21 protein-coding genes are annotated in these 25,171 nt (G+C 67.2%); 11 read left to right on the plus strand and 10 right to left on the minus strand.

The annotated features are described in order from the left end of the window. Nucleotides 1–75 precede the first annotated feature (75 nt). Complete coding sequence (locus ACFPN9_RS22520) at nucleotides 76–777, minus strand: response regulator transcription factor (protein ID WP_066722635.1); 702 nt, start codon at nucleotides 775–777, stop codon at nucleotides 76–78. A gap of 131 nt (nucleotides 778–908) precedes the next feature. On the opposite strand from ACFPN9_RS22520, the gene ACFPN9_RS22525 reads away from it, so the two are divergent. The 3 genes from ACFPN9_RS22525 to ACFPN9_RS22535 all read left to right on the plus strand — a co-directional run bounded on the left by ACFPN9_RS22525 (nucleotide 909) and on the right by ACFPN9_RS22535 (nucleotide 4,640). Beyond that, nucleotides 909–1,718, plus strand: coding sequence for a HugZ family pyridoxamine 5'-phosphate oxidase (locus tag ACFPN9_RS22525; protein WP_377817646.1), 810 nt, complete (start codon nucleotides 909–911; stop codon nucleotides 1,716–1,718). A 207-nt stretch (nucleotides 1,719–1,925) separates the two neighbouring features. Continuing rightward, nucleotides 1,926–3,536 carry a phosphoenolpyruvate carboxykinase gene (locus ACFPN9_RS22530; protein ID WP_377817647.1) on the plus strand — a complete coding sequence of 537 codons (1,611 nt, stop codon included), beginning with the start codon at nucleotides 1,926–1,928 and terminating at the stop codon, nucleotides 3,534–3,536. A gap of 96 nt (nucleotides 3,537–3,632) precedes the next feature. Then, entirely contained in the window at nucleotides 3,633–4,640 is a 1,008-nt protein-coding gene (locus ACFPN9_RS22535; RefSeq protein WP_377817648.1) for an Lnb N-terminal periplasmic domain-containing protein, read from the plus strand. Nucleotides 4,641–4,891: 251 nt separating this feature from the next. Here ACFPN9_RS22535 and ACFPN9_RS22540 read toward each other — a convergent pair whose 3' ends face one another. The 3 genes from ACFPN9_RS22540 to ACFPN9_RS22550 are packed head-to-tail and all read right to left on the minus strand — an operon-like array spanning nucleotide 4,892 to nucleotide 7,444. Then, nucleotides 4,892–5,683, minus strand: a complete 792-nt coding sequence (locus tag ACFPN9_RS22540) for an ABC transporter ATP-binding protein (RefSeq protein ID WP_377817649.1) — start codon at nucleotides 5,681–5,683, stop codon at nucleotides 4,892–4,894. After that, complete coding sequence (locus ACFPN9_RS22545; RefSeq protein WP_377817650.1) at nucleotides 5,659–6,411, minus strand: ABC transporter permease; 753 nt, start codon at nucleotides 6,409–6,411, stop codon at nucleotides 5,659–5,661. The genes ACFPN9_RS22540 and ACFPN9_RS22545 overlap by 25 nt, the downstream gene beginning before the upstream one ends. A gap of 4 nt (nucleotides 6,412–6,415) precedes the next feature. Beyond that, nucleotides 6,416–7,444, minus strand: coding sequence for an ABC transporter substrate-binding protein (locus ACFPN9_RS22550; protein ID WP_377817651.1), 1,029 nt, complete (start codon nucleotides 7,442–7,444; stop codon nucleotides 6,416–6,418). 161 nt (nucleotides 7,445–7,605) lie between these two features. Between ACFPN9_RS22550 and ACFPN9_RS22555 the strand changes: the two genes are divergently transcribed. Further along, a complete protein-coding gene (locus ACFPN9_RS22555) occupies nucleotides 7,606–8,073 on the plus strand; it encodes an Lrp/AsnC family transcriptional regulator (protein WP_082732760.1) in 468 nt (155 codons plus the stop codon). 238 nt (nucleotides 8,074–8,311) lie between these two features. Here ACFPN9_RS22555 and ACFPN9_RS22560 read toward each other — a convergent pair whose 3' ends face one another. The 5 genes from ACFPN9_RS22560 to purU form a co-directional block, all read right to left on the minus strand. Then, nucleotides 8,312–10,162, minus strand: coding sequence for an ABC transporter ATP-binding protein (locus tag ACFPN9_RS22560; protein WP_156450770.1), 1,851 nt, complete (start codon nucleotides 10,160–10,162; stop codon nucleotides 8,312–8,314). Between the two features lie 25 nt (nucleotides 10,163–10,187). Further along, nucleotides 10,188–11,126: an ABC transporter permease gene (locus ACFPN9_RS22565; RefSeq protein ID WP_377817652.1), complete on the minus strand. Its 939-nt coding sequence runs from the start codon at nucleotides 11,124–11,126 to the stop codon at nucleotides 10,188–10,190. Further along, nucleotides 11,092–12,051, minus strand: a complete 960-nt coding sequence (locus tag ACFPN9_RS22570; protein ID WP_066722608.1) for an ABC transporter permease — start codon at nucleotides 12,049–12,051, stop codon at nucleotides 11,092–11,094. Before ACFPN9_RS22570 ends, ACFPN9_RS22565 begins: the two co-directional genes overlap by 35 nt. Nucleotides 12,052–12,202: 151 nt before the next feature. Next, nucleotides 12,203–13,990 carry a peptide ABC transporter substrate-binding protein gene (locus tag ACFPN9_RS22575; RefSeq protein WP_066722605.1) on the minus strand — a complete coding sequence of 596 codons (1,788 nt, stop codon included), beginning with the start codon at nucleotides 13,988–13,990 and terminating at the stop codon, nucleotides 12,203–12,205. A 211-nt stretch (nucleotides 13,991–14,201) separates the two neighbouring features. Next, on the minus strand, nucleotides 14,202–15,065 hold the full coding sequence (purU, locus tag ACFPN9_RS22580) for a formyltetrahydrofolate deformylase (protein WP_066722602.1): 864 nt from the start codon (nucleotides 15,063–15,065) through the stop codon (nucleotides 14,202–14,204). 389 nt (nucleotides 15,066–15,454) lie between these two features. On the opposite strand from purU, the gene ACFPN9_RS22585 reads away from it, so the two are divergent. From ACFPN9_RS22585 to ACFPN9_RS22615, 7 genes are all read left to right on the plus strand, one after another. After that, nucleotides 15,455–16,246, plus strand: a complete 792-nt coding sequence (locus ACFPN9_RS22585; protein WP_377817763.1) for an SDR family oxidoreductase — start codon at nucleotides 15,455–15,457, stop codon at nucleotides 16,244–16,246. Nucleotides 16,247–16,301: 55 nt separating this feature from the next. Beyond that, the gene (gene iolG / locus ACFPN9_RS22590) at nucleotides 16,302–17,324 is read left to right on the plus strand and encodes an inositol 2-dehydrogenase (RefSeq protein WP_245282274.1); all 1,023 of its coding nucleotides are present in this window, start codon (nucleotides 16,302–16,304) and stop codon (nucleotides 17,322–17,324) included. Continuing rightward, nucleotides 17,321–18,103, plus strand: a complete 783-nt coding sequence (locus tag ACFPN9_RS22595; protein WP_066722599.1) for an inositol monophosphatase family protein — start codon at nucleotides 17,321–17,323, stop codon at nucleotides 18,101–18,103. The genes iolG and ACFPN9_RS22595 overlap by 4 nt, the downstream gene beginning before the upstream one ends. 90 nt (nucleotides 18,104–18,193) lie before the next feature. Next, nucleotides 18,194–19,231 carry an ABC transporter substrate-binding protein gene (locus ACFPN9_RS22600; protein WP_066722596.1) on the plus strand — a complete coding sequence of 346 codons (1,038 nt, stop codon included), beginning with the start codon at nucleotides 18,194–18,196 and terminating at the stop codon, nucleotides 19,229–19,231. 148 nt (nucleotides 19,232–19,379) lie between these two features. Next, complete coding sequence (locus ACFPN9_RS22605) at nucleotides 19,380–21,587, plus strand: ABC transporter permease (RefSeq protein WP_066722593.1); 2,208 nt, start codon at nucleotides 19,380–19,382, stop codon at nucleotides 21,585–21,587. A gap of 15 nt (nucleotides 21,588–21,602) precedes the next feature. Further along, entirely contained in the window at nucleotides 21,603–22,670 is a 1,068-nt protein-coding gene (locus ACFPN9_RS22610) for an ABC transporter ATP-binding protein (RefSeq protein ID WP_066722694.1), read from the plus strand. A 145-nt stretch (nucleotides 22,671–22,815) separates the two neighbouring features. Next, nucleotides 22,816–24,540: a Na/Pi cotransporter family protein gene (locus tag ACFPN9_RS22615; protein WP_066722591.1), complete on the plus strand. Its 1,725-nt coding sequence runs from the start codon at nucleotides 22,816–22,818 to the stop codon at nucleotides 24,538–24,540. A 21-nt stretch (nucleotides 24,541–24,561) separates the two neighbouring features. Here ACFPN9_RS22615 and ACFPN9_RS22620 read toward each other — a convergent pair whose 3' ends face one another. Beyond that, nucleotides 24,562–25,005: an NUDIX hydrolase gene (locus ACFPN9_RS22620; RefSeq protein ID WP_066722589.1), complete on the minus strand. Its 444-nt coding sequence runs from the start codon at nucleotides 25,003–25,005 to the stop codon at nucleotides 24,562–24,564. Between the last annotated feature and the right edge of the window lie 166 nt (nucleotides 25,006–25,171).

The following is a 25,171-nucleotide window of genomic DNA, read 5'->3' on the forward strand; positions in this document are numbered from 1 at the left end:
GGTCTCCGCCGTGCGTCCAAGCCGGCGGCGGCGTCATGCGCCTGCCGCCCCAGCCCGCCCGGATGGGCCGGACGCTCAGCTTTCCTTGAACCGGTAGCCGACGCCGTACAAGGTCTCGATCATGTCGAAATCGGCATCGACCTGGTTGAACTTCTTGCGCAGCCGCTTGATGTGGCTGTCGATGGTGCGGTCGTCGACATAGACTTCGTCGTCATAGGCGGCGTCCATCAGGGCGTTGCGGCTCTTCACCACGCCCGGCCGCTGCGCCAGCGACTGCAGGATCAGGAACTCGGTCACGGTCAGCGTCACCGGCTCGCCCTTCCAGGTGCAGGTGTGGCGCTCGGGGTCCATCCGCAGCAGGCCACGTTCCAGCGCCTTGGCATCCTCGTTGCGGGGCGTCGCGGCGGGATCCTTGGCGCCGGCGCGACGCAGGATCGCCTTCACCCGCTCGACCAGCAGGCGCTGCGAGAACGGCTTCCGGATGAAGTCGTCGGCGCCCATCTTGAGCCCGAACAGCTCGTCGATCTCCTCGTCCTTCGAGGTCAGGAAGATCACCGGCAGGTCGGACTTCTGGCGCAGGCGGCGCAGCAGCTCCATCCCGTCCATGCGCGGCATCTTGATGTCGAAGATGGCGAGGTCGGGCGGGTTCTGCTTCAGCCCGTCGAGCGCCGAGGCGCCGTCGGTATAGGTCATGATGCGGTAGCCCTCGGCTTCGAGCGCAATGGACACCGAGGTCAGGATGTTGCGGTCGTCGTCGACCAGCGCAATGGTTGGCATAAGTCGTTTGTCTCTTTTGGCCGTGTTGCAATGACGCAGGGTCCACTCTCGCGAGAGAAGGGCCAAACCGTGGCCGCAATCTAGCGGTCGCATGGCGGCTTGCCTATGACCCCGATACGGAAAGTCCCGAAATGTCCGCAGGTTCCATCGCAGCGTCCGCCGGTTCCGTCGATGAGCCTGGGCCGTCCGCCCTCCGCAAGGACTCGATCCGCTCGACCGACGACGAGGCCCGCGCCCTCGGCCGGCAGCTCCTGCGCGGCGCCCGCTCCGGGGCGCTGGCGACGCTGGGACGCGACGGTCACCCCTCGTCGAGCCTCGTCAGTCTGGCGACCGACGGCGACGGCACCCCTCTGATCCTGGTCTCGGCCCTGTCCGCCCACACGGCCCATCTGGAGACCGACCCGCGCTGTTCGCTGCTGCTGGCGCCGGGCGGCAAGGGAGATCCGCTCGCCCATGCCCGGATCACGTTGAAGCTTAGGGCGAGGAAGGTGGCGCGCGAGGGCGCGGAAGGCGAGCGCGTCCGGCGGCGCTTCCTCGCCCGCCAGCCCAAGGCGGCGCTCTATGTCGATTTCGGCGATTTCTCCTTCTTTGCCCTCGACCTCCAGGGCGCGAGCCTGAACGGCGGTTTTGGACGGGCCTATGAACTCGTGCCGGCTGACCTGCTCAGCGATGCCGAAGCCTCGAGCGCCATCGCCGCCATGGAGGAGGGGGCGGTCGAGCACATGAACGCCGATCACGCCGACGCCATCCGCGCCTATGCCACCGGTCTGCTGAAGGCTGAGGACGGCGACTGGCGTCTCACCGGGCTCGATCCGGACGGGGCCGATCTCGCCCGCGGCGATGCCGTCCTGCGCCTGCCCTTCCCGGCGCCCGTCAGCGATGCCGCCGCGATGCGGAGGACCTTGGTCGAGCTCGCCGCCGCGGCCCGCGCTGCCGGCTAGCGCCCTGATTTACCACGTCGATTCGATTCAATCGATTTAGATGAGAATGTTGCCGGCGGGGGCTTTGCCGTCTCTTGAGCCGGGTCCAACATGGCCTTAAGGGGACCGGCACCGGCCGGCACAAAGGTCGCCCGCGCGCGTTTCTCCGTTCGCGCATGTCTGCAGATCAGGCGGCTCCTCGGGGCCAGCCTGCCTCGGGAGGTTCCGTTGAAATCCATCGGTCAGTTCAATGCCGCGCAGGGGGCGGAGTCCTTCGGCTTTCGCGACCTGAAGAGCGTCTACTGGAACCTCGAGGCCGCCCGGCTCTATGAGCAATCGCTCGCCCGCGGCGAATCCCAGCTCTCGCGCCACGGCGCTATCACCGCCGACACCGGCACCCATACCGGCCGCTCGCCCAAGGACAAGTTCACCGTCCGCGACGCGCTCACCGACAAGAGCGTCTGGTGGGACAACAACAACGCGATGTCCCCGGAGCATTTCGAGACGCTGCTCGCCGACTTCATCGCCCATGCCAAGGGCAAGGACCTCTTCGCGCAGGATCTCTATGGCGGCGCCGACCCGGTTCACCGCGTCAAGGCCCGGGTCTACACCGAGATGGCCTGGCACTCGCTCTTCATCCGCAACCTGCTGATCCGGCCGGCGCGCGAGGAACTCGCCGACTACGTCCCCGAGATGACGATCGTCGATCTGCCGAGCTTCAAGGCCGACCCGGGCCGCCATGGCTGCCGTAGCGAGACCGTCATCGCCATCGACTTCACCCGCAAGATCGTGCTGATCGGCGGCTCGGCCTATGCCGGCGAGATGAAGAAGTCGGTTTTCACCTATCTCAACTTCGTCCTGCCGACGAAGGGCGTGGTGCCGATGCACTGCTCGGCCAATGTCGGCCCGAACAACGATTCCGCCATCTTCTTCGGCCTCTCCGGCACCGGCAAGACGACGCTCTCGGCCGATCCCGACCGCACGCTGATCGGCGATGACGAGCATGGTTGGTCGAAGGACGGCATCTTCAACTTCGAGGGCGGCTGCTACGCCAAGACGATCAAGCTCTCGGCCGAGGCCGAGCCACAGATCCACGCCGCCTCGCTGCGCTTCGGCACGGTGCTGGAAAACGTCGTCATGGACGAGATCACCCGCGAGGTCGATTTCGACGACGGCAGCAAGACCGAGAACACCCGCTCGGCCTATCCGCTCGACTTCATCCCCAACGCCTCGCGGACCGGCCGCGCCGGCGTGCCGAAGAACATCGTCATGCTGACGGCGGATGCCTTCGGCGTGATGCCGCCGATCGCCAAGCTCACCCCGGCGGAGGCGATGTACCACTTCCTCTCCGGCTACACCGCCAAGGTGGCCGGCACGGAGCGCGGCCTCGTCGGTGTCGAGCCGGAATTCTCGACCTGCTTCGGCTCGCCCTTTCTGCCGCGCCACCCGTCTGAATATGCCAATCTCCTGCGCGATTTCATCGCCAAGCACCATGTCGACTGCTGGCTGGTCAACACGGGCTGGACCGGCGGTCAGTACGGCACCGGGCGGCGCATGCCGATCCGCGTGACGCGCCGTCTCCTGTCGGCGGCGCTGGACGGCTCGCTCAACCGCGCCGATTTCCGCCGCGACCCCTATTTCGGCTTCGCGGTGCCGACCTCGGTTCCCGGCGTCGAGCCGCACATCCTCTACCCGGTCAAGACCTGGGCCGATAAGGCGGCCTTCGCCGAGACCGCCAAGAACCTGATCGGCATGTTCGCCAAGAACTTCGAGAAGTTCGAGGCCCATGTCGACGACGCGGTGAAGGCGGCGGCGCCGGTCAACTCGCTGGCGGCGTGAGGCCATCGCGTCCTATCATCGGGGTGCGGGCCATCTCTCGTCCTTAGGGGGAAGGCGGCCCGCGCTTCGCATCTCACATCCCGGGGCGGTGACGCTGTGGCCATCCTCCTCATCGCCCTCCGCCTCCTCGCCACGCTGGGCATCCTCGGCGCCACCACCTGGGCCGCCGGCCTGCTGATCTTCCGCCTGCCCGGGACGACCGGGACCCTCGCGGCGGTCGGCTTCGGCGTCGCCGGGCTCGCCGGTGCTGTCGGCCTGTGGAGCGGCGCGGCGCGCCTGCCGCTCTCCTTCGCGGTGCTCTTCCTCGGCCTGCTCGGCTGGTGGAACGGGCTGATGCCGTCGCATGACCGGGCCTGGATTCCCGAGCTGGCGCGCCTGCCCTCGATCGCCCGCGAGGGCGACATCCTGACCGTCTCCAACCTCCGCAACTTCAACTGGCGCACGGAGACGGATTACGACGAGCGCTGGGAGACGCGCCGCTACGATCTCAGCAAGGTCGAGGGCATCGACCTCTATCTCTCCTATTGGTCGGGCGAGGCGATCGCGCATCTCCTCGTCAGCTTCCCCTTCGCCGATCAGCCGCCCCTGACCTTCTCGATCGAGGTCCGCCGCGAGAAGGGCGAAGAATGGTCGGCGCTGGCGGGCTTCTTCCGCAGCTACGAGATGGCCTATGTCGCGGCGCCCGAGCGCGATCTCGTCGGCCTGCGCAGCCATGCCCGCAAGGAGGACGTCCGGCTCTTCCGCATCGCCGTCACGCCCGCCCAGGCGCGCGACGTGCTGCTGGCCTATGTCGCCGACGTCAACGAGCTGGCGGGCCGGCCGCGCTGGTACAACACGCTGACGACCAACTGCACCACGGTCGTCTACACCCTGGTCGGCTCGGTCGCGCCAGCCTGGAAATTCTCGCTGCCGCTCGATCCGCGCGTGCTGCTTTCTGGCTATCTGCCCGGCTATCTCCAGCGCATCGGCGCCGTCCGCAGCGACATTCCGCTCGACGAACTGGTCCGTCAGGCCCGGATCGGCGAGCGTGCCCGGGCGATCTCGCTGGACGATCCCGACTTCTCGACAAAGATCCGCGAGGGCGTGCCGACGGTCCGGCCTTGAAGGCGTCATTGCGAGAAGCGTCAGCGACGAAGCAATCCAGAGGCAGCAGAGCTCTACGGCGCCTGGATTGCTTCGCTACGCTCGCAATGACGGTGTCTCGCCTTCGGGGCTCTCAGCTCTCATCCTGAGGAGCAGCCGCAGGCTGCGTCTCGAAGGATGCTCCGGATGGTTCCGAAGCTACCGACCATCCTTCGAGACGCCGCGTTCCGCGGCTCCTCAGGATGAGGGCTGATGCGGTTCGACGGCGCCGCTCAGATCGCCGCGCCGTCGCTGACCGTCTCGGCACCGAGCCCGAGACGGATCGAGCGCACGATATCGGCCTCCGCCGCCCCGCCGCGCTTGCGCGGATGCGGCTCGCGGATGCGGTGCTCGGCGATGATCTGCCCTGGAGCGCCCGACAGGATCACCACCCGGTCGGCCAGATAGGCGGCCTCGTCGATGTCGTGGGTGACGAACAGGATGGTCTTGCCCGTGCGCTGCCAGACGCGGACCAGCTCGTCCTGCAGGCTCTCGCGGGTCAACGCATCGAGCGCCGAGAACGGTTCGTCCATCAGCAGGATCTCGGGTTCGACCGCGAGCGCCCGCGCCAGCGAGACGCGCTGGCGCTGTCCGCCCGAGAGCTGATGCGGCCAGCGCTGCGCCAGCGCGCCGAGGCCGACGAGATCGAGCATCGCCTGGGACCGCGCCAGCCGCTCGGCGCGGGGCGCCTGGCCCTCCAGCCCGAAGCCGACATTGGCGATCACCTTGCGCCAGGGCAGCAGTCGCGAGTCCTGGAAGACCAGCGCCACCGGCCGCCGCGTGCTGTCGGCGGCGTGGATCGCGACCTCGCCGGCGCTCGGCTTGGCGAGGCCTGCGATGACCCGCAGCAGCGTCGACTTCCCGACGCCCGACGGGCCGACGATGGCGAGGAACTCGCCGCGCGCAACCGAGAGGTCGAGCTGGCGCAGCACCTGCGTCGCCTCCCCGTCGCGGGTGAAGGTCAGCGAGAGGCCCCGGATCTCGATGACGGGCTTGTCGGTCACGCTTTCCAACGCAGCACCCATTTCTGGAAGGCGACGAACAGGGTGTCGAGGAAGCCGTAGAGCCCGGCCATGGTCAGCATGTAGACCACCACGATGTCGGTCGCGAGCAGGCTGGAGGCCTGCATCATCCGCTGCCCCACCCCGGCCACGCCGAAGATCTCAGCCGCCACCACCGCCATCCAGGCCTGTCCCAGAGCCGTCCGGACGCCGACGAGGATGCCGGGCATGGCGGCCGGCAGCAGGATCTTGGTCAGCCGCTGCCAGGACGACGTGAAACCGAAGGCATCCGCCACCTCGATCAGGTCGCGGTCGACGCCGCGGATCGCGCCCTGGGCTGCGAAGAACACGATCCAGAACACGCCGATCGCGATGATGAAGACGGCCGCCGAAGGATTCACACCGAACCAGATGATGGCGAAGGGCACCCAGGCGAGGCCGGGAATCGGCCGCAGCACCCGCACCACCCACGCCGTCGCCTCTTCCGCGATGCGCGACATGCCGACCAGAACGCCCAGCGCCACGCCCAGAGCCGAGCCGGTGATCAGCCCGGTGAAGTAGTGCCCGAGCGAACCCAGGATCGCCGACAGCCAGGCGCCGGACCGGATCTCCGCCAGGAAGGCGCGCGGCAGTGCGCTCGGCCCGGGCAGGAAGGCCGGGTTGACCCAGCCGAAGAAGGGCAGGGCCTCCCACAGCAGCAGGAAGCCCACGAGCCCCAGAATGGCGAGGGCGGTCGCCCGCAGCGAGGCCATGCGCTCAGCCGGCCGCCTTCAGGGCGCGCTCGTAGAACTGCGTCTCGAACAGCCCGTCGAAGGGCAGCTCCTTTTCGAGCGAGCCGAGCTTCACCTGATAGGCCTGCATGGCGCGCGAGGGCTCGATGATCTTGCGCGGGTCGATCTCGAACTTGCTTGCAGGCGAGGTCAGACCCTTCCGGATCAGGGCTGGATCGACGATGCCCTTGCCGAGTGCCGCGCCGACATGGGGCGCGGCCTTGTCCGGGTTCGACGCGATCAGGGCGGCCGCACGGATCAGGGCGCCGACCGTGCGCTCCACCGCCTCGGGATGCTTCGTCACGAAGGCGCCGGAGCCGGCGAGCACCGTACCCGGCTGGCCTGGAAACAGCTCCTCGCCGCCGGCAATCAGCCTGATGCCTGGGTTGCGGGTCTGTACGATGGTCAATGCCGGCTCGCGCACGATGCCGCCCTCGACGGCCCCGGCCAGCACGGCCTGCTGCGTCGCGTCGATGCCCATCGGCACGATTTCGATATCGGCCCGGTCGGCCTTGACGACCTCCCAGAGCCAGTATTGCAGCGTCGTGTTGGGCACCGAGCCGGCCGGCTGGGTGGCGAGGCGCGCTGCCTTGCCTGTCGCCGCCCGGTGCGCCTTGAAAGCCGCTGCGGCGCTCGTGCCCGGCGTGAAGAACTTCGCCAGCGCCGGCGCTGCGACGAAGACGTTCTCGGCGACGGCGGTCGCCGCCACCACCCGCACATCGACGCCGCGCGAGCGCGCCACCGCCAGCGGCGCGATTCCGGCGAGATAGAAATCGATTGTCCCCGAGGCGAAGGCCTGGATCATGTTCGGGCCCGACTCGAACACGGTGAAGCTCGCGGCAATCCCCGCTTCCTTGAGCCAGCCCTCGCCCTGGGCGACGAAGACCGGAGCGGTCCCGATGATCGGGATGTAACCGATCCGGGCCGGGACTGCGCCTTGGGCCGCGGCGGTGTGAGGAAGCGCGGCGGTCGCGGCGAGCGCGGAGCCTGCGAGCAGGAACTGACGGCGGTCCATGGTCGAAGATCCTCTCAGCAACAGCGGCCCGAAGGGCGCCTCTTGACAGTCTGAGAAAAGGATTTTCTATCGCGGCACAAGAGTGTCCGCCAAAAAAGAAAATCGATCTCCATTGGCGGCTGTCACGAGTAGAAATTATCCTGTCGGGCTGGGATCAGAGAATGGACGCGATCGACCGAAAAATCCTCACCGTGCTGCAGGGTGACGCCAACATCTCGATCGCCGAACTGGCCGATCGCGTTGGCCTGTCCCAGACCCCCTGCTGGAAGCGGATCCAGAAGCTCGAACAGGCGGGCGTCATCCTCAAGCGCGTCGCGCTGATCGCTCCGGAGAGGATCGGGCTGGGGTTGACCGTCTTCGTCCAGATCGAAACCGCCGACCATTCCGGGCCCTGGCTGGAAAAATTCGCGCAGCTGGTCTCCGCCATGCCCGAGGTCATGGAGTTCTACCGGATGGCGGGGGATGTCGACTACATGCTGCGCGTCGTCGTCGCGGACATGGCCGCCTATGACGGCTTCTACAAGCGGCTGATCGAGACGATCCCGCTCAAGAACGTCACCTCGCGCTTCGCCATGGAGCGGATCAAGTCGACCACGGCCTATCGCGTGCCGGACCTGCCGAAGGTGTGAGGGACGCGTCTGGTCGTTCGAGTCAGTCTCAACCACCACCGTCATCCTGGGCGGCCGCAGGCCGACCGGGATCCATCATGAGGTGCGACATCGCCCTATGATGGATCCCGGCCTGCGCCGCTTCGCTGCTGGTCCAGGATGACGGGGTCTGGTTGAACCATTAGGGGGCCCCGCTGCCGAAGCCCCCTAGCATAATATGCAGGCTGGCGCTCTCACGAGCGACCGTTGCGTCGCCCGATCAGGCCGCGACGGCCTCGATCGTCTTCTTCTCCCACTCCTCGCCCCAGACCATCACGGCATGGCCCGGCGAGACTTCGCGGAACTGGCGAACCGGCGGGACATAGTCCGGCGCACGCACCGGGCTCTTGATCTCGTCGTTGGAGGGCGGGGTCTTCTCGTGCCGGCGCGTCGGATCGGCGATCGGCACCGCCGCGAGCAGGCGCTTGGTGTAGGGGTGCTGCGGATTGCCGAAGATCGCCTCGCGCGGACCGATCTCGACGATCTCGCCGAGATACATCACCGCCACGCGATGGCTGACGCGCTCCACCACCGCCATGTCGTGCGAGATGAAGAGATAGGCCAGCCCCATGCGGGCCTGCAGCTCGAGCATCAGGTTGACGACCTGCGCCTTCACCGAGACGTCGAGCGCCGAGACGGCCTCGTCGGCCACGATCAGCCGCGGCTCGACCGCGAGCGCGCGCGCGATGCAGATGCGCTGGCGCTGGCCGCCCGAGAACTCGTGCGGGAAGCGGCTCGCCATGTCCGGCTGCAGGCCGACGCGACGAAGCAGCTCGGCGATCTGGTCGCGCGCTTCGGAGCGGGTGGCGAGCTTGTTGATCAGCAGCGGCTCGGCGATGGCCGCGCCGACATTCATGCGCGGGTTCAGCGAAGCGAAGGGATCCTGGAAGATCATCTGCATGCGCTTGCGCTGCTCGCGCAGATCGGTCTGGTTGAGCTTCAGCACGTCGACGCCGTCGAGCAGCACCGAGCCGGCCAGCGGCTCGATCAGGCGCATCACCGAGCGGCCGGTCGTGGATTTGCCGCAGCCGGATTCGCCGACGAGCGCCAGCGTCTCGCCGGCCTTCACGCTGAAGGAGACGTTCTCGACGGCATGGACGCGGCCCGTGACCGAGCTCAGCAGGCCGGAGCGGATCTCGAAGCGGGTGGTGAGGTTCGAGACCTCGAGCACGGGCCGCTCGGCCTCCTTCACCGTGTCCGGCGTCTCTTCCGGAATGTCGGACTCGCCGGTGGCGCGGTCGACGACCGGGAAGCGCATCGGCCGCTTGCGGCCTTCCATCGAGCCCAGCTTCGGCACCGCCGAGAGCAGCGAGCGCGTATAGGGGTGCTGGGCGCGGGCGAAGATGTCCTCCGTCGGGCCGGTCTCGACCGCCTGGCCATTGTACATCACGACCGTGCGGTCGGCGATTTCGGCGACCACGCCCATGTCGTGGGTGATGAAGAGGACGGACATGCCCTCCTCCTCCTGCAGCAGCTTGATGAGCTGCAGGATCTGCGCCTGGATGGTCACGTCGAGCGCAGTCGTCGGCTCGTCGGCGATCAGCAGCTTCGGCTTGCAGGCCAGCGCCATGGCGATCATCACGCGCTGGCGCATGCCGCCCGAGAAGCGGTGCGGATATTCGTGGAAGCGCGACTTCGCGGCCGGGATGCGGACCTTCTCGAGCAGGCGCACCGTCTCGGCTTCCGCCTCCGAGCGCGACATGCCGCGGTGCAGGATCAGCGCCTCGGCGATCTGGAAACCGATCGTCAGCACCGGGTTCAGCGAGGTCATCGGCTCCTGGAAGATCATCGCGACCTCGTTGCCGCGGATGTCGCGCATCTGCGGCTCCGGCAGGGTCAGGAGTTCCTTGCCGTTGAGCTTGATCGAGCCCTCGATCTTGCTCGAGCCGGGCGGGGTCAGCCGCATGATCGAGAGCGCCGAAACGCTCTTGCCCGAGCCGGATTCGCCGACCACCGCAACCGTCTCCTTCGGCGCGATGTCGAAGGAGACGTTCCGGACGACCTGCTTCCAGGCGCCCTCGACCCGGAAGGAGGTGCTGAGGTTGCTAACGGACAGGATGGGAGTGGTCATGCGGATGCCTTCCTGGTGATGGGTGTCAGATGACGCGGCGCGGATCGAGGGCGTCGCGCAGTCCGTCGCCGATGAAGTTGATCGAAAGCACGGTCAGGAAGATCGCGGCCCCCGGGAACAGCGCCCAATGCGGCGCCGAGTCGAGATGGTCCTTCGCATCGAACAGGAGCCGGCCCCAGGTCGGGATGTCCGGCGGGAAGCCGAGGCCGAGGAAGGAGAGCGTCGATTCGGCGATGATCGCCGAGGACACCTCGATCGTCGCGGCCACGATCACCGGCCCGATCGCATTGGGAAGGATGTGGTGGACCATCTGCCGGAACTTGGTGGCGCCATGCGCCCGGGCGGCCTCGACGAACTCCTTCTCGCGCAACGACATGAACTGGGCACGCACAAGTCGTGCCACGGGCATCCATTTCAGCCCGCCGATGACGATGACGATGAGGATGAAGACGCCGCCCTCGACTCCGAACACCGCCTTCAGCTGCTCGCGGAAGAAATAGATCACCAGCAGCAGCGGGAGCTGCGGCAGGGAGAGGAACAGGTCCGTCACCCACATCAGGAAATTGTCGACATAGCCGCGCGACATGCCCGCGATCGCGCCGATCAGGATGCCGACGAAGGTCGCGACGACCATCGCGGCGAGGCCCACCGCGAGCGAGATCCGCCCGCCATAGATCATCCGCGCCAGCAGGTCCTGGCCGAGATCGTCGGTGCCGAAGGGGTGCTTCAGGGACGGCGTCTGGAGCTGAGCCGAGAAGTCGATCTCGTTGATCGGCACCGGCCAGAGCCAGGGACCGACGATGACGCCGAGGATCATCGTGCCGAGCACGAAGCTGCTCGCCATCGCCAGCTTGTGGCGGCGGAAGCGCTTCCACGTCTCGCGGCCAGGGGAGGTCGCGGCGCTCGTCTGGGCTGCGCCGGACACCGGCTCAGCTGAAGGAGATGCGAGGGTCGAGCCAGCCATAAAGAATATCCGCGATGAGATTGAACAGGACGACGAGGCAGGCGAAGACGAAGGTCACGGCCATGATGACCGGCGTGTCGTTGGCCAGGATCGCGTCGATGAGGAGCGAGCCGATGCCGGGAATTCGGAAGATCTGCTCGGTGACGATGGCGCCGCCGAACACCGCCGGCATCTGCAGCGCGACGAGCGTCACGACCGGGATCAGCGCGTTGCGCGTGACGTGGCGCAGGGTCACGGTCTTGCCGCTCAGGCCCTTGGCACGCGCCGTGGTGACATAGTCGAGCCGGATCACGTCGAGCACGGCCGAGCGCACATAGCGGGTATAGGACGCCGCCTGGAACAGGCCGAGCACGGTGATCGGCATGATCGCCTGGCGGAACATCTCCCAGTACCAGCGCCAGCCCGTCGCAGCGAGGTCGGAGCGGTAGACGAAGGGGAACCAGTCGAGCGTCACCGAGAAGATCAGGATCAGCAGCAGGCCGGTGAAGAAGGTCGGCAGCGAGAAGCCGACGAAGGCGAGCGTGTTGGCGATCTGGTCGAACACCGAATAGGGCCGCGTCGCGGCGTAGATGCCGACCGGCAGTGCGATCATCAGGGCGAGAATCTGCGAGGAGCCGACGACGAAGAGCGTGGTCGGCACGCGCTGCATGATCAGCGTGTCGACATTGATGCGGCTGGCGAAGGAAAAGCCCCAGTCGCCCTGCACCATGTTCGACAGCCAGCGCAGATAGCGCACCATGATCGGATCGTTGAGCCCGAAGCTCGCGCGCAGCGCTTCGCGGACCTCCGGCGGCACGTTGGGGTTGGTCGCCATTTCCGAGAAGGGATCGCCCGGCGCCAGGGCGAGCACGGTGAACAGGATGAGGCTGATGCCGAGCAGGCTCGGAATCGCGATCAGCAGTCGCCTCAACAGATAAGCGCCCATCGGCAAAACTCTTTTCTACGCGGTCTGGTGCCGCCATGGACGAGGGCCGCACGTCCCTGGAAGGGCGGCGGCCTGTCTTACAGTCCAAAAGAAGAGGGAGCAGGCCCCCGGCGCGACCTGGGCCGCGACGGAGGCTCTGCTCCCGGCAGGATCAGGCCCGGTACCAGGCCGCGATGTTCCAGCTGTCGACGTCCCAGCCGCTGTGGTCGTGCATCAGGTTGGTCGCCGCAGCGGCGACGCGGGTGCGCGAGAGCAGCGGCAGAATGACATGCGCCTCGCAGAAGATCTCGTTGACCTTGATCAGCAGCGCGGCGCGCTTGTCGGGGTCAAGTTCCTTCTGGGCCGCCCGGTAGGCCTCGTCCGCCGCCGGGTCGGAGTAGCGCGAGACGTTGCGGCCGAGCCACTTGTTCTCCTTGTTGGCGATCTCCCACGACACGAACTGGTTGAGGAAGCGCTCCGGATCGGGCTGCGGCTGCGTGGTCGTGTACATCTCCATGTCGACATAGAGCTTGGTGTAGGTGTCGGGGTTGGCCACGTCGGAGGAGAAGAACACCGAGGCGGTGACCGACTTCAGCTCGAGGTCGATGCCGGCGCGCTGGCAGGCCTGCTTGATGATCTGCTGGGTCTTCTGGCGCGGCGCGTTGATCGACGTCTGGTAGACGTATTTGAGCTTCTTGCCGTCCTTCTCGCGGATGCCGTCGGAGCCGCGCTTGTAGCCGGCCTCGTCCAGGATCTTGTTCGCCTTGTCGATGTTGAACTCGTATTTGAGCTTGGTCGACTTGAACTTGGCCGGCTGATTCACGAAGCTCGCCGTGGCAATGCCGCCGCGGCCATAGATGAACTTCTGGATCGAGTCGCGGTCGATCAGCAGGTTGATCGCCTCGCGCACCTTCGGGTCCGACAGGGTCGGATGCTTGGTCTTGACGCTGGAGCGCTCGCCATCGACCTCGGTCCACGGATCGGTGGTGTTGAGAATGATGAACTCGATGTCGCCCGACACCACGGCGCTGATCTTGCCGCGGCCGCCGGTCTCCATGCGCTTGAGGACCTCGTCCTCGACCTGGAGGTTCCAGGCGTAGTCGTATTCGCCGGTCTGCAGCACGGCACGCGCCGCCGAGACGGCGTCACCACCGCCCTTGATCTCGAGCGTGTCGAAATGCGGCTGGTTGGCGATGTGGTAATCGGGATTGCGCTCGCCGGTCAGGATGTCGCCCGGCTTGAACTCGGTGAACTTGTAGGGGCCGGTGCCGACCGGCTTGAGGTTGGCCGGAGCCTCGCGCGACTTGGCGCCCTTGTACTCGGCGAAATGGTGCTTCGGGAGGATCTGGCCGACGGTGCCGACGAAGGGGTCGGCCCAGAACGGCGTCGGCTCCTTGAAGATCACCTTGACCGTCAGGTCGTTGACCTTCTCGACCTTGATGTCCTTGTAGGAACCGGTTGTGTAGGCGGCGGTCGCCGGATCGGCGGCATATTCCCAGGTGAAGACGACGTCGTCGGCGGTGAAGGGCTTGCCGTCATGCCACTTGACGTTCGGCTTCAGCTTCCAGGTCACTTCCTTGCCGTCAGCCGAGAGGCCGCCATTGGCCTTCGAGGGAACCTCGGCCGCGAGGCAGGGGATGAGGTTGCCTTCCTTGTCCCAGCCGGCGAGCGGCTCGAAGAAGACGCGCGAGGCGATCTGGTCCTTGGTGCCCGAGGCGAAATGCGGGTTCAGCAGCGTCGGTGCCTGCCAGAGCAGCACCTTCAGCGGGCCGCCGCCGCCGGCCTTGGTCGGCTTGTAGGGCAGGGTGGCGTTCGCCATGGCGACGCCGTTGAAGGCCAGCAGCTGATTGGCGAAGGGCGCGGCCACGCCGACCGCTGCCGCTTTCTTCAGGAAGGAGCGCCGCGACAGGGCACCTTCCTTCACGCGGGCGATCAGATGGCCCAGATCCTGGTCTTTCATGCGAAGTCTCCACTCGTAGCGCGTTGACGGCCGTTCAACGCTTTTTGCGCCGTTCTCCCTCTCGGTCGGCCCTCAGCAAGCCATGTGCCAACGAAAGCGTCAACTGTGCAGCGCAGGGCGAATCTGCGTGCGCCGCAGGGCCGGCTTCTCAGCCCGAACACATTTGATCGATTGTGTCCTCGGCGACCTCTTGCTCGCAAGTTTATGCGGACTAATCGGGGAAGACGACGGTTTTCTTTCCATTGAGGATAACCCGATCCTCCAGATGATGCAGCACGGCACGCGCCAGCACGCGCCGCTCGATGTCGCGACCCTTGCGCACCAGATCCTCCGGCCTGTCGCGATGCGAGATGCGTTCGACGTCCTGCTCGATAATCGGCCCCTCATCGAGGTCGGGCGTCACGTAATGGGCGGTCGCACCGATCAGTTTCACGCCGCGCTCATGGGCCTGGTGATAGGGCTTGGCGCCCTTGAAACCGGGCAGGAAGGAGTGATGAATATTGATGCAGCGGCCCTGCAGCTTGGCCGAAAAACCGTCCGACAGGATTTGCATGTAGCGCGCCAGCACGACGAGGTCGGTGCGGGTCTCCTGGATCAGGCGCCAGATCTCGGCCTCCTGCTCCATCTTGGTCTCGCGCGTCACCGGCATGTGGAGGAACGGCAGGTCGCCGATGTCGGTGGAGGCGATGTGCTCGCGCCCATGGTTCGAGACGATGGCCGTCACCTCCATCGGCAATTCGCCGATCCGCCAGCGATAGAGCAGATCGCTCAGGCAGTGGTCGAATTTCGAGACCAGCAGCATCACGCGCTTTTTCGTCGCACGCTCCCGCAACGAGACCTTCATGCCGAAGCGCTGGGCGAGATCGGCGACTGAGGCGGCGATGGCGTCGTGCGGCGGGCTCACCTCCAGCCTGGCGAAAACGACGCGCATGAAGAAGCGGCCGGTTTCGACATCATCGAACTGCTGGGCGTCGAGGATGTTGCAGTTCGCCTCGAACAGCAGGGTCGAAACGGCGGCGACGATGCCGGGGCGGTCGGGGCAGGACAGGGTCAGGATGGCGGTGCGATCGGACATGGCGGATGCCGCCGGCTGGCGGCCCTCTCGGATCAAGACGGGAACGGGATGGCGGATCGGACGGGCGCGCGACGCGCTGCCGTCAACCTCGGCCGGAGATGCGCGAAGCCGCGGTCGGCCGCTGGCGAACGGGCACCGCCACGGGCATGAAGCCGAGTCTGGTGATGCAGGCTGGCATCGGGCGCAATCGCCGTCTTTCGGATCCGTGTGTCGGATGGTCAGCACGCTCGAAAGCCGCTGCTCTTGTCAAGCGGCGGCCATGCCGCGGCCCGGCCCTCCCGCTGCACACGCTTGACGACGCAGGCTCAAAAATGGAATGCATGTTCCATAAGAGGCGATAAATCAAAAAAACGTGCCATTGACGTCGGGGAGCGTTCGAGGTGCCGGAAATCCAGTCGCATAGCGGCGCTCTCACCGGCAAGGTCGCCATCGTCACCGGCGCCAGCCAGGGGTTGGGCGAGGCGGTCGCGCGCGAACTGGTGGCGCGCGGGCTTTCGGGCCTGATCCTCACCGGCCGCAACGGCGAGCGCGGCGACGCCGTGGCGGCCAGCCTGAAGGCGGCCGGCTGCGACGTCCGCTTCCACGCGGCCGACCTCGCCGAACTCGCGGCGGTAAAGGGCATCGTCCCGGCGGCGGAGCGCGCCTTTGGCCGGCTCGACATCCTCGTCAATGCGGCGGGCGACACCGACCGCGGCACGATCTTCGACACCTCGCCCGAACTCTACGAGCGGGTGATGGCGGTCAATCTGCGCGCGCCCTTCTTTCTCATCCAGGACGCCGCCGAGCTGATGCGGCGCCAGGGCATCACGGGGTCGATCGTCAACATCCAGTCGATGTCGGCCCATGGCGGCCAGCCATTCCTGAGCGCCTACAGCGTCTCGAAGGGCGCGCTCGCGACGCTGACCCGCAACGCGGCCTATGGGCTGCTGCCGCACCGCATCCGCGTCAACGGCCTCAATATCGGCTGGATGGCGACGCCGGGCGAGGATGCGGTGATGCGCCGCCACCATGGCGCGCAGGATGGCTGGCTGGAGCAGGCCGCCGCGGGCCAGCCTTTCGGCCGCCTGGTCGATCCGCGCGAGGTGGCGCGTGCGGTGGCCTATCTGGCCTCGGACGAGTCCGGGCTGATGACCGGCTCCAACATCGATTTCGACCAGACGATTCTCGGCGCCCATAATTGACATCGCCGCCGATGGGACTACGGCCCGCTCGGGGCCTGACAGGACGACAGACGAGATGACGACGCGAGTGCCGACGATGCGGGTGGGATTGCTGGGGGCGGGCCGGATCGGCCGCATCCATGGGCTGAACGTGGCGGCACGGGCCGATGCGGAACTCGTGGCGGTGACGGATGCCGTGCCGGCGGCCGCCGCCGCGCTGGCTGCCGAGACGGGCGCGAAGGCGACGAGCACGGAGGCCATCCTCTCGGATGCCGGCATCGACGCCATCCTGATCTGCACCCCGACCGACACCCATGCCGATCTGATCGAGGCCGCTGTATCTGCCGGCAAGGCCGTGTTCTGCGAGAAGCCGGTCGATCTCGACGCCGCCCGCATCCGCCGCTGCCTCGCCACGGTGGAGGCCTCCGGCCGGCCGCTGATGATCGGTTTCAACCGCCGCTTCGATCCGAGCTTCGCCGCCCTCGAGCGCCGCCTGCGGGCCGGCGAGGCCGGGGCCGTCGAGATCGTCAGCGTGATCTCGCGCGATCCCTCGCCGCCGCCGGTGGAGTATGTGAAGCGCTCGGGCGGTCTCTTCCGCGACATGATGATTCATGATTTCGACATGGCCCGCTTCCTCCTGGCCGAGGAGCCGGTCGAGGTCTTCGCGCTGGGTTCGGCGCTGGTCGATCCCGCCATCGGGAAGGCCGGCGATGTCGACACCGCCGCCGTGCTGATGAAGACCGCGTCCGGCAGGATCGCGCAGATCTCGAATTCGCGCCGCGCCACCTACGGCTACGACCAGCGCATCGAGGTCCATGGTTCCCAGGGCATGCTGCGCGCCGGCAACATCCACGAGACGACCGTCGAAAGCGCAACCGGCAACGGTTTCCGCGCCGATCCGGTCCAGAACTTCTTTCTGGAGCGCTACGCGAGCGCCTACCGCGCGGAGCTCGACGCCTTCTTCACCGCCTGCCGCGGCGGCGTCGCGCCGACACCGTCCGGCCTCGACGGGCTGAAAGCGCAGATCCTCGCCGATGCGGCGACGGAATCGGCCCGCACCGGCAAGCCCGTCATGGTCGATCTGGAGGCCGCCCGATGACGCCGGCCGAACGCGATCTCCGTTATTACGCCGCGCTCGGCCTCGCCGCCGAGGCGAGCCACCTCGCCCAGGGCTACTTCAATCGCCGCGAAACCCTCGGCACCACCATGAAGGGCGCGCAGGACTGGCTGACCGTCGCGGACGGCAAGGTCGAGGCCTTCCTGCGCGAGCGCCTGTCGCAGCTCTTTCCGCAGGACACGGTCATCGGCGAGGAAGCCGGCGGCGAGGCCTCCGACGCCGTGTGGATCCTCGATCCGATCGACGGCACCGCCAATTTCGCCCATGGCGACCGCAACTGGTGCATCTCGATCGGCTTCCTCGTCGACCGCCGCCCCGAGATCGGCGTCGTCGCGGCGCCTGCTCTCGGCGAGCTCTACGCCGCGCGCCGCGGCGCCGGGGTGACGCTGAACGGCGAGCCGATCAAGGTCTCGGGCGGCAGCGACATCGCCCGGGCCTCGGTCGAGCTCGGCTGGTCGACCCGCGTTCCCGCCGAGCGCTATGTCGAGATCATCGGGCGCTGCTACGGGGCCGGGGCCGCCGTGCGGCGGGCCGGCTCCGGCACGCTCGGGCTCTGCCATGTCGCCAATGGCGCGAGCGACGCCTATGCCGAGCTGCACATCAACGCCTGGGACGTCGCCGCCGGCATCGTCATCGCGGGCGAGGCGGGCGCGCAGATCAACGACTTCTTCGCCGGCGAGGGATTGTCGAAGGGCAATCCCATCCTCTGCTGCACGCCCGGACTGGTGGCGCCGCTAAGGGACATCACCGGAATCGCTTAGCCGGCGGTCAATGCGATTGATCTTTGCACCCAAGTCGTCTCAGTTTCACGATAACCGGCAAAAAGCCGGACACCATCCAGGGAGGTCATCATGAAGATCAGGTCATGGTTCAAGACGGGGCTTTTCGCCGCGGCGGCGGGTGTCGCCCTGTCGGCGGGCGCCGCACAGGCGCAGGGTTCGCTCGTCATGTATTGCGGCGTTCAGGAGGAATGGTGCCGCGCCATGTCGAACGCCTTCGAGAAGGAGACCGGCATCAAGGTCGCGATGACCCGCAAATCGGCGGGCGAGATCTATGCCCAGCTCAAGGCGGAATCGTCCAATCCGCGCGGCGACATCTGGTGGGGCGGCACGGGCGACCCGCATCTCCAGGCCGCCGAGGAGGGGCTGACGCAGGAATACGCCTCGCCGGCGAACAAGGATCTGCACGACTGGGCGCTGAACCAGTGGACGGCCGCCAAGCAGCGCTCCATCGGGATCTATGCCGGCGCGCTGGGCTTCGGCTTCAACACCGAGCAGATCAAGTCGAAGGGCATTCCCGAGCCGAAATGCTGGGCCGATCTGCTCAATGCCAAGCTCAAGGACGACGTGCAGGTCGCCGATCCCAATTCCTCGGGCACGGCCTATAATCTGCTCGCCACCGTCATCCAGCTGATGGGCGAGGACAAGGGCTTCGAATATCTCAAGGCCCTGCACAAGAACGTCAGCCAGTACACCAAGTCCGGCGCCGCCCCCGCCAAGGCGGCGAGCCTCGGCGAGACCGCGGTCGGCATCGTCTTCATCCACGACGCGGTCGTCTTCGCGGTCCAGGGCGATCCGATCAAGCCGGTCGCCCCCTGCGAGGGCACCGGATACGAGATCGGCTCGATGTCGATCGTCAAGGGCGCGCGCAATCTCGAGAACGCCAAGAAGTTCTATGACTGGGCCCTGACCCCGGCCGCCCAGGCGCTCGCCGCCCCGGCCAAGTCCTACCAGGTGCCGTCCAACAAGAACGCCCCCGTGCCGCCGCAGTCGCCGAAGATGAGCGAGATGAAGCTCATCAACTACGACTTCGTGAAATACGGCTCCTCGGCCGAGCGCACGCGCCTGCTCGCCAAATGGGACAAGGAAGTGAAGGCGCTGCCGAAGTAAGTCGCTTCTGCAGCTCGATGTCCTGAACCATCGCCGTGATCCCGGGCAGACCCGGGATCACGGTGAGGTCCGGAGCCAAACGACAAACAGGGCCAAAAAGAGCCGGGCGAGCCGGTCAGGCCGATTGGGGTGAGGGGACTTGGCAAGGATGCGCGCCACCACGAAGCTCGTGCTCCTGCTCGGCTGGCTCGGCTATGCCGTGCTGCCCTGGTATTTCGTCGAGGGCATGAGCCTGACGCGGCTGGGCTGGGCGGCCGGCTATCCCTTCGGCAAGGCCGGCAGCGCGCTTGCGCTCGGCCTGTCGGGTCAGGCGCCCTGGCTGCTCTGGATCGGTGCGGCGCTGGCGGGCGCGACCGCTTTCGTCGCCAGCCGCGATGCGGCACGCACCGCGACCGCGCTCGTCTGGGCCGGGGCCCTCGGCCTCGCCCTTCTCTTCGCGCAGGGCTTCGCCATCGGCCTCCAGGGCCAGGGCATGCCCTGGCTCGCCTCGCTGCTCGGCGGGGCCGGCGGCATCCAGCGCGGCATGGGCGGCGGCGCCTTCATCACCATCGTGGCGCTGTTGCTGCTGCTCTGCCACGGCCTCGCCTATCGCGGCATCTGCCGCGGCGACCTGTTCACCACCTCCTCGATCGGCATCGTCATCCTGCTGATCGGGCTGTTCATCTTCTACCCGGTCTCGACCATCCTGCGCAGCGCCCTGCTCGATCAGGCGGGCGCCTTCGCTCCGGCCGCCTTCCTCGCGCGTTTCTTCGATTCCTCGATCTGGGGGCTGGGCTGCCTCACGGCCAACGTCAATTGCGGCGTCGCCTGGAACACGCTGGTGCTGGCGGTGCTCTGCGGCGTCATCACCACCCTGCTCGGCCTCGCCTGCGCCCTCCTGATCCTGCGCACGGGCATGCCCGGCAAGCGCGTCATGCGGGCGTTGACGGTGCTGCCGATCATCACCCCGCCCTTCGTCATCGGCCTCGCCCTGATCCTGCTCTTCGGCCGTGCCGGCGTGGTCTCGACCTTCCTCTACGAATGGTTCGACGTGCCGCGCTCGCGCTGGCTCTATGGCCTGCCCGGCGTGCTGCTGGCGCAGGTTCTGGCCTTCGCGCCGATCGCCTTCCTCGTCCTGATCGGCGTGGTGCAGGGCATCTCCCCCAGCCTCGAGGAGGCCTCGCAGACGCTCGGCGCCAAGCGCTGGCAGACCTTCCGCACCGTGACCTGGCCGCTGCTGAAGCCCGGCATCGCCAATGCCTTCCTGCTCGGCTTCGTCGAGAGCATGGCGGATTTCGGCAATCCGCTCGTGCTCGGCGGCAATTTCGAGGTCCTCTCGACCAAGATCTTCTTCGCGGTGGTCGGCGCGGCCTACAACCAGGGCCAGGCGGCGGTGCTCGCCATCATCCTGCTCGCCTTCACGCTCGGCGCCTTCTGGGTGCAGCAGCGCTGGCTCGGCGGCAAATCCTACACGACCGTCACCGGCAAGGGCGATGCCGGCCTGCCGACCCCGCTGCCGCGCCGCATCACCTGGCTCGCGGCGGCCGCGATCGTGCCCTGGGTCGCGCTGACCTTCGTGATCTATCTCGTCATTCTCGTCGGCGGCTTTGTGAAATCGATGGGCCGCAACCACACCCCGACGCTGGAGCACTATGCCACCGGCTTCGCGATCGACTTCAGCAACGGCATCTATTTCCAGGGCTCGGCCTGGAACTCCTTCTTCACGACCGTCAAGGTCGCGGCGATCTCGGCGCCCCTGACTGCGATCATCGGCCTGCTCACGGCCTATCTGCTGACCCGCCAGCGCTTCGCCGGGCGTGGCACGCTCGAATTCGCGACGATGCTCTCCTTCGCCATTCCCGGCACGGTGCTGGGCGTGGCCTATATCCTCGCCTTCAACGTGCCGCCGATCGAGATCACCGGCACAGGGCTGATCCTCGTCATCGCCTTCGTCTTCCGCAACATGCCCGTCGGCGTCCGCTCCGGCATCGCCGGCCTGTCGCAGATCGACAAGAGCCTGGACGAGGCCTCGACCACGCTGCGCGCCCGCAGCTTCACCACGCTCTGGCGCGTCGTGCTGCCGCTGCTGCGGCCGGCGCTGGTCTCGGCCCTGGTCTATTCCTTCGTGCGCTCGATGACCGCGGTCAGCGCGGTGATCTTCCTGGTCTCGGCCGAGTACAACCTCGCCACCGCCTATATCGTCGGGCGCGTCGAAGCCGGCGAATTCGGCCTCGCCATCGCCTATTCCTCGGTGCTGATCGTCTTCATGGCGCTGGGAATCGGCCTGATCCAGCTCGGCGTCGGCGAGCGCAAGCTCGGCCGGCGCGCCCGCGTGGCGGCCTCCGCGGCGCCCGCGCCCGCTCCCGCCATCGGATAAGGATTTTTGCAGATCATGGCGAAGGCCGGCCCCGCATCCGTCGAATTCCGCAACGTCTCCATGCGCTATGGCGCGGTGACGGCCGTCGACAATGTCAGCTTCACCGTCGAGGCGGGCAAGCTGGTGACGCTGCTCGGCCCCTCCGGCTGCGGCAAGACCACGACCCTGCGCATGATCGCGGGCCTCGAGATCGCCAGCGACGGGCAGATCCTGATCGGCGGACAGGACGTCACCAAACTCTCGGCCGCGGACCGCGACGTCAGCATGGTCTTCCAGTCCTATGCGCTGTTTCCGCATATGAGCGTGCTGGAGAACGCCGCCTATGGGCCGACCGTGAAGGGGCTCGGCAAGGAGAAATCCCGCGAAATGGCGCTGGAGAAGCTGGCGCTCGTCGGCCTCAAGGGCTTCGAGAACCGCTATCCCTCCGAATTGTCGGGCGGCCAGCAGCAGCGCGTCGCCGTGGCGCGTGCCCTCGTGCTCGAGCCGCAGGTGCTGCTCTTCGACGAACCTCTGTCCAATCTCGACGCCAAGCTGCGCCGCCGGGTCCGCGAGGAAATCCGCGAACTGCAACAGGACCTCAACCTGACCGTGGCCTATGTCACCCATGACCAGGAGGAGGCGTTGGCCGTCTCCGACAAGATCATCGTCATGTCGAACGCGAAGATCGCCCAACAGGGCGCCCCGCGCGAGCTCTATGAGGAGCCGGCCAACGCCTTCGTCGCCGACTTCATCGGCGATGCGAACCTGATCGACGTGACCGTGACCGCCGTCGCGGACGGGCGGGCCACCGTCGCGATCGGCCCGGCCAGCGTCAGCCTGCCGGCCCGGGGGCTTCCCGCGGGTCCCGCCCGCGTCGCGATCCGCCCCGAAAGCCTGCTGCTGACCGGGCAGGCCGGCCCGGGCTCACTGCCCGGAACGGTGCGCAAATGCGCCTATCTCGGCAACCATCTCGACCTGATGGTCGAGACACAGGTCGGCGAACTCTTCGTCGTGCAGTATGGCCACCATCCGATGCTGGCAGCCGGGACACCGGTGAATCTCACGCTCGCCGGCTCGGGCGTAACGCTGATCCCGCCCAACTGAGCGGAACCGCCGCCTAGACAGGCAGTTTCGCTCTCACAGCCGCATTATGAGCACGTTTTGCATGCATCAGTGCTAAGTTGGCTAATGAAAAAGCAGCGATTGTGGCGTATCCTCGCGCCCTGAATCGGAGAAAGACCCGGCGGCGATGACCACGAACGACAGCGCGACCATGATCCTGCTTCACCTCGCCGGGGGCGTCGCGCTGCTGATCTGGTCCGTTCGACTGGTCCGCACCGGGGCGATGCGCGCCTTCGGCGGCTCGCTCAGGCAGGCCTTGCAGAGCTTCACGCGCAACCGCTTCGCAGCCTTCGGCAGTGGCGCGCTCGTCACCATCGTCCTGCAGAGTTCGACCGCGACGACGCTGCTCGTTTCCTCCTTCGCCGGCCGCAAGCTGATCGCGCCGGCCATGGCGCTCGCCGTGCTGCTCGGCGCCAATCTCGGCACGTCCCTCGCCGCCTTCGTGATCTCGATGGATCTCGGCTGGCTCTGGGGCCTGTGTCTGGCGATCGGCGTCGCGCTCTATCTCGGCCATGAGGCGATGGACCGGGCCCGCAATATCGGGCGCATCCTCGTCGGGATCGGGCTGATCCTGCTGTCGCTGATCGAGCTGAACGCGGCCGCCGCGCCGCTCGCCCAGTCGCCCACCTTCCGCACCTTGCTTTCGGCGCTCGCCAGCGAGCCGCTGCTGGCCGTTCTGGTCGCTGTCGCGGCCACTTGGCTGACCCATTCCAGCATCGCGGTCATCCTGCTGATCGCGACCTTCGCCGCCTCCGGCCTGTTCCCGCCGGCAACCGCGCTGACGCTGGTGATCGGCGCCAATCTCGGCAATGCTCTGATCCCGGTGCTGGATCAGCTCGGCTCGCCCGTGGCGCAGCGCCGCGCCGCCATCGCCAATTTCGCGACCCGGTTGCTCCTGGCCGCCGCCGTGCTGCCCTTCGTGGCGCCGCTCTCCGGCTGGCTGCTGGCCCTGCCTTCGGCGGATGCGCGGGTCGCCATCGAGTTCCATGTCGCGCTCAACATGGTCGGGGCCGTGCTCTTCCTGCCCTTCGTGACCCCGGTGGCCGCTCTGGTCGAGCGCCTGATGCCGGATCGCGACACCGCCGAGGCCGAGGTCGCCCCGCGCTATCTCGATCCGAACGCCCTCGACAGCCCGACCGAGGCGCTCGCCTGCGCGATGCGCGAGGCGCTCCATCTCGGCGACCGCGTCGAGCGCATGCTGCGCGACACCATGACCCTGCTGGAGAGGGACGAGCTCAAGCTCTCGCGCGCGATCGCCCAGGCCGATGACGGCGTCGATTCGATCCACGAGGCGATCAAGCTCTATCTGGTGCGCGTCTCGCGCAACGAACTGAGCGACGAGGAAGGCCGCCGGCTGCTCGAGATCATCACCCTGATCACCAATCTCGAGCATATCGGCGACATCATCGACAAGAACCTGCGCGAACTCGCCGAGAAGAAGATCCGCAAGCGCTATGCCTTCTCACCGGAGGGGCTGGCGGAGATCCGCGATTTCCACCAGCGCGTGGCCTCGGGCCTGGGTCTCGCCCTCAACGTCTTCGCCACGCGCGATCTCGCTTTGGCGCGGCAGCTCTTCGCCGAGAAGGCGACGATGCGCGATGCCGAACGCCGCGCCACCGAAAGCCATTTCGAGCGGCTGCGCGACGGGCGCCCGGAATCGATCGAGACCAGCGCGATCCATCTCGACATCATCCGCGATCTCAAGCGCATCCACGGCCATGTCGCCTCGATCGGCTATCCGATCCTGGAAAGCGCCAATGCCCTGCGCGAGAGCCGTCTGATGGAGACCAAGGAGGCGCGCGCCCGTCAGGAGCGCGACAGCCTGATGTCCGCCGCGCAGCCGGGGCGCTGAGCCCGGCAGCGGCCGATCCTCTCAGGCGGCGAGCGCCATCGTCGCCTGGCGGATCGCGGTGGCGAGCTCCGGTTCGTCGACGAGATCGGCAGCGTCCTCGGGGCTGAACCAGCGGCTCTCGCGCTGGCCCTGCTCGGCCCAGACCGGCAACTGGCGCTCGACCTCGAGCAGGAACAGCGTCACCTCGCAGAGCACGAAATGGTCCGATTTGCGCTTCCAGTAGGTGTAGCGGCCGGCCGGCTCCTTGACGATGCGCCCGACGACGCCGGCCTCTTCATAGGCCTCGCGCGCCGCCGCCTCGGGAGCTGTCAGGCCCTTGATCGGCCAGCCCTTGGGCACGATCCAGCGGCGCGTCGTGCGCGATGTGACGAGCATGACCTCGAGCCTGCCATTGGGCAGGCGCCGTACCGGCATCGCAGCGATCTGCGCGCGCGGCACTCCAGCCGAGGCCTTGGTCTTCTTCATCGATCGGTGTCGCCCCTCGCCTGGCGCAGCGCGCGCGATTCGCGCTGCTCTGTCGGCGATTCAAATATTGCGCCAAAGGCCGGAGATGGAAAGACCATTCCACATCTCCGCCCATCGCATTTGGGGGCGCCTGGCGCGCAGACAAGGGGCTGCGCGCGACGGTCGC

This window comes from Allobosea massiliensis, from assembly GCF_042655245.1.
Lineage (GTDB): Bacteria > Pseudomonadota > Alphaproteobacteria > Rhizobiales > Beijerinckiaceae > Allobosea > Allobosea massiliensis.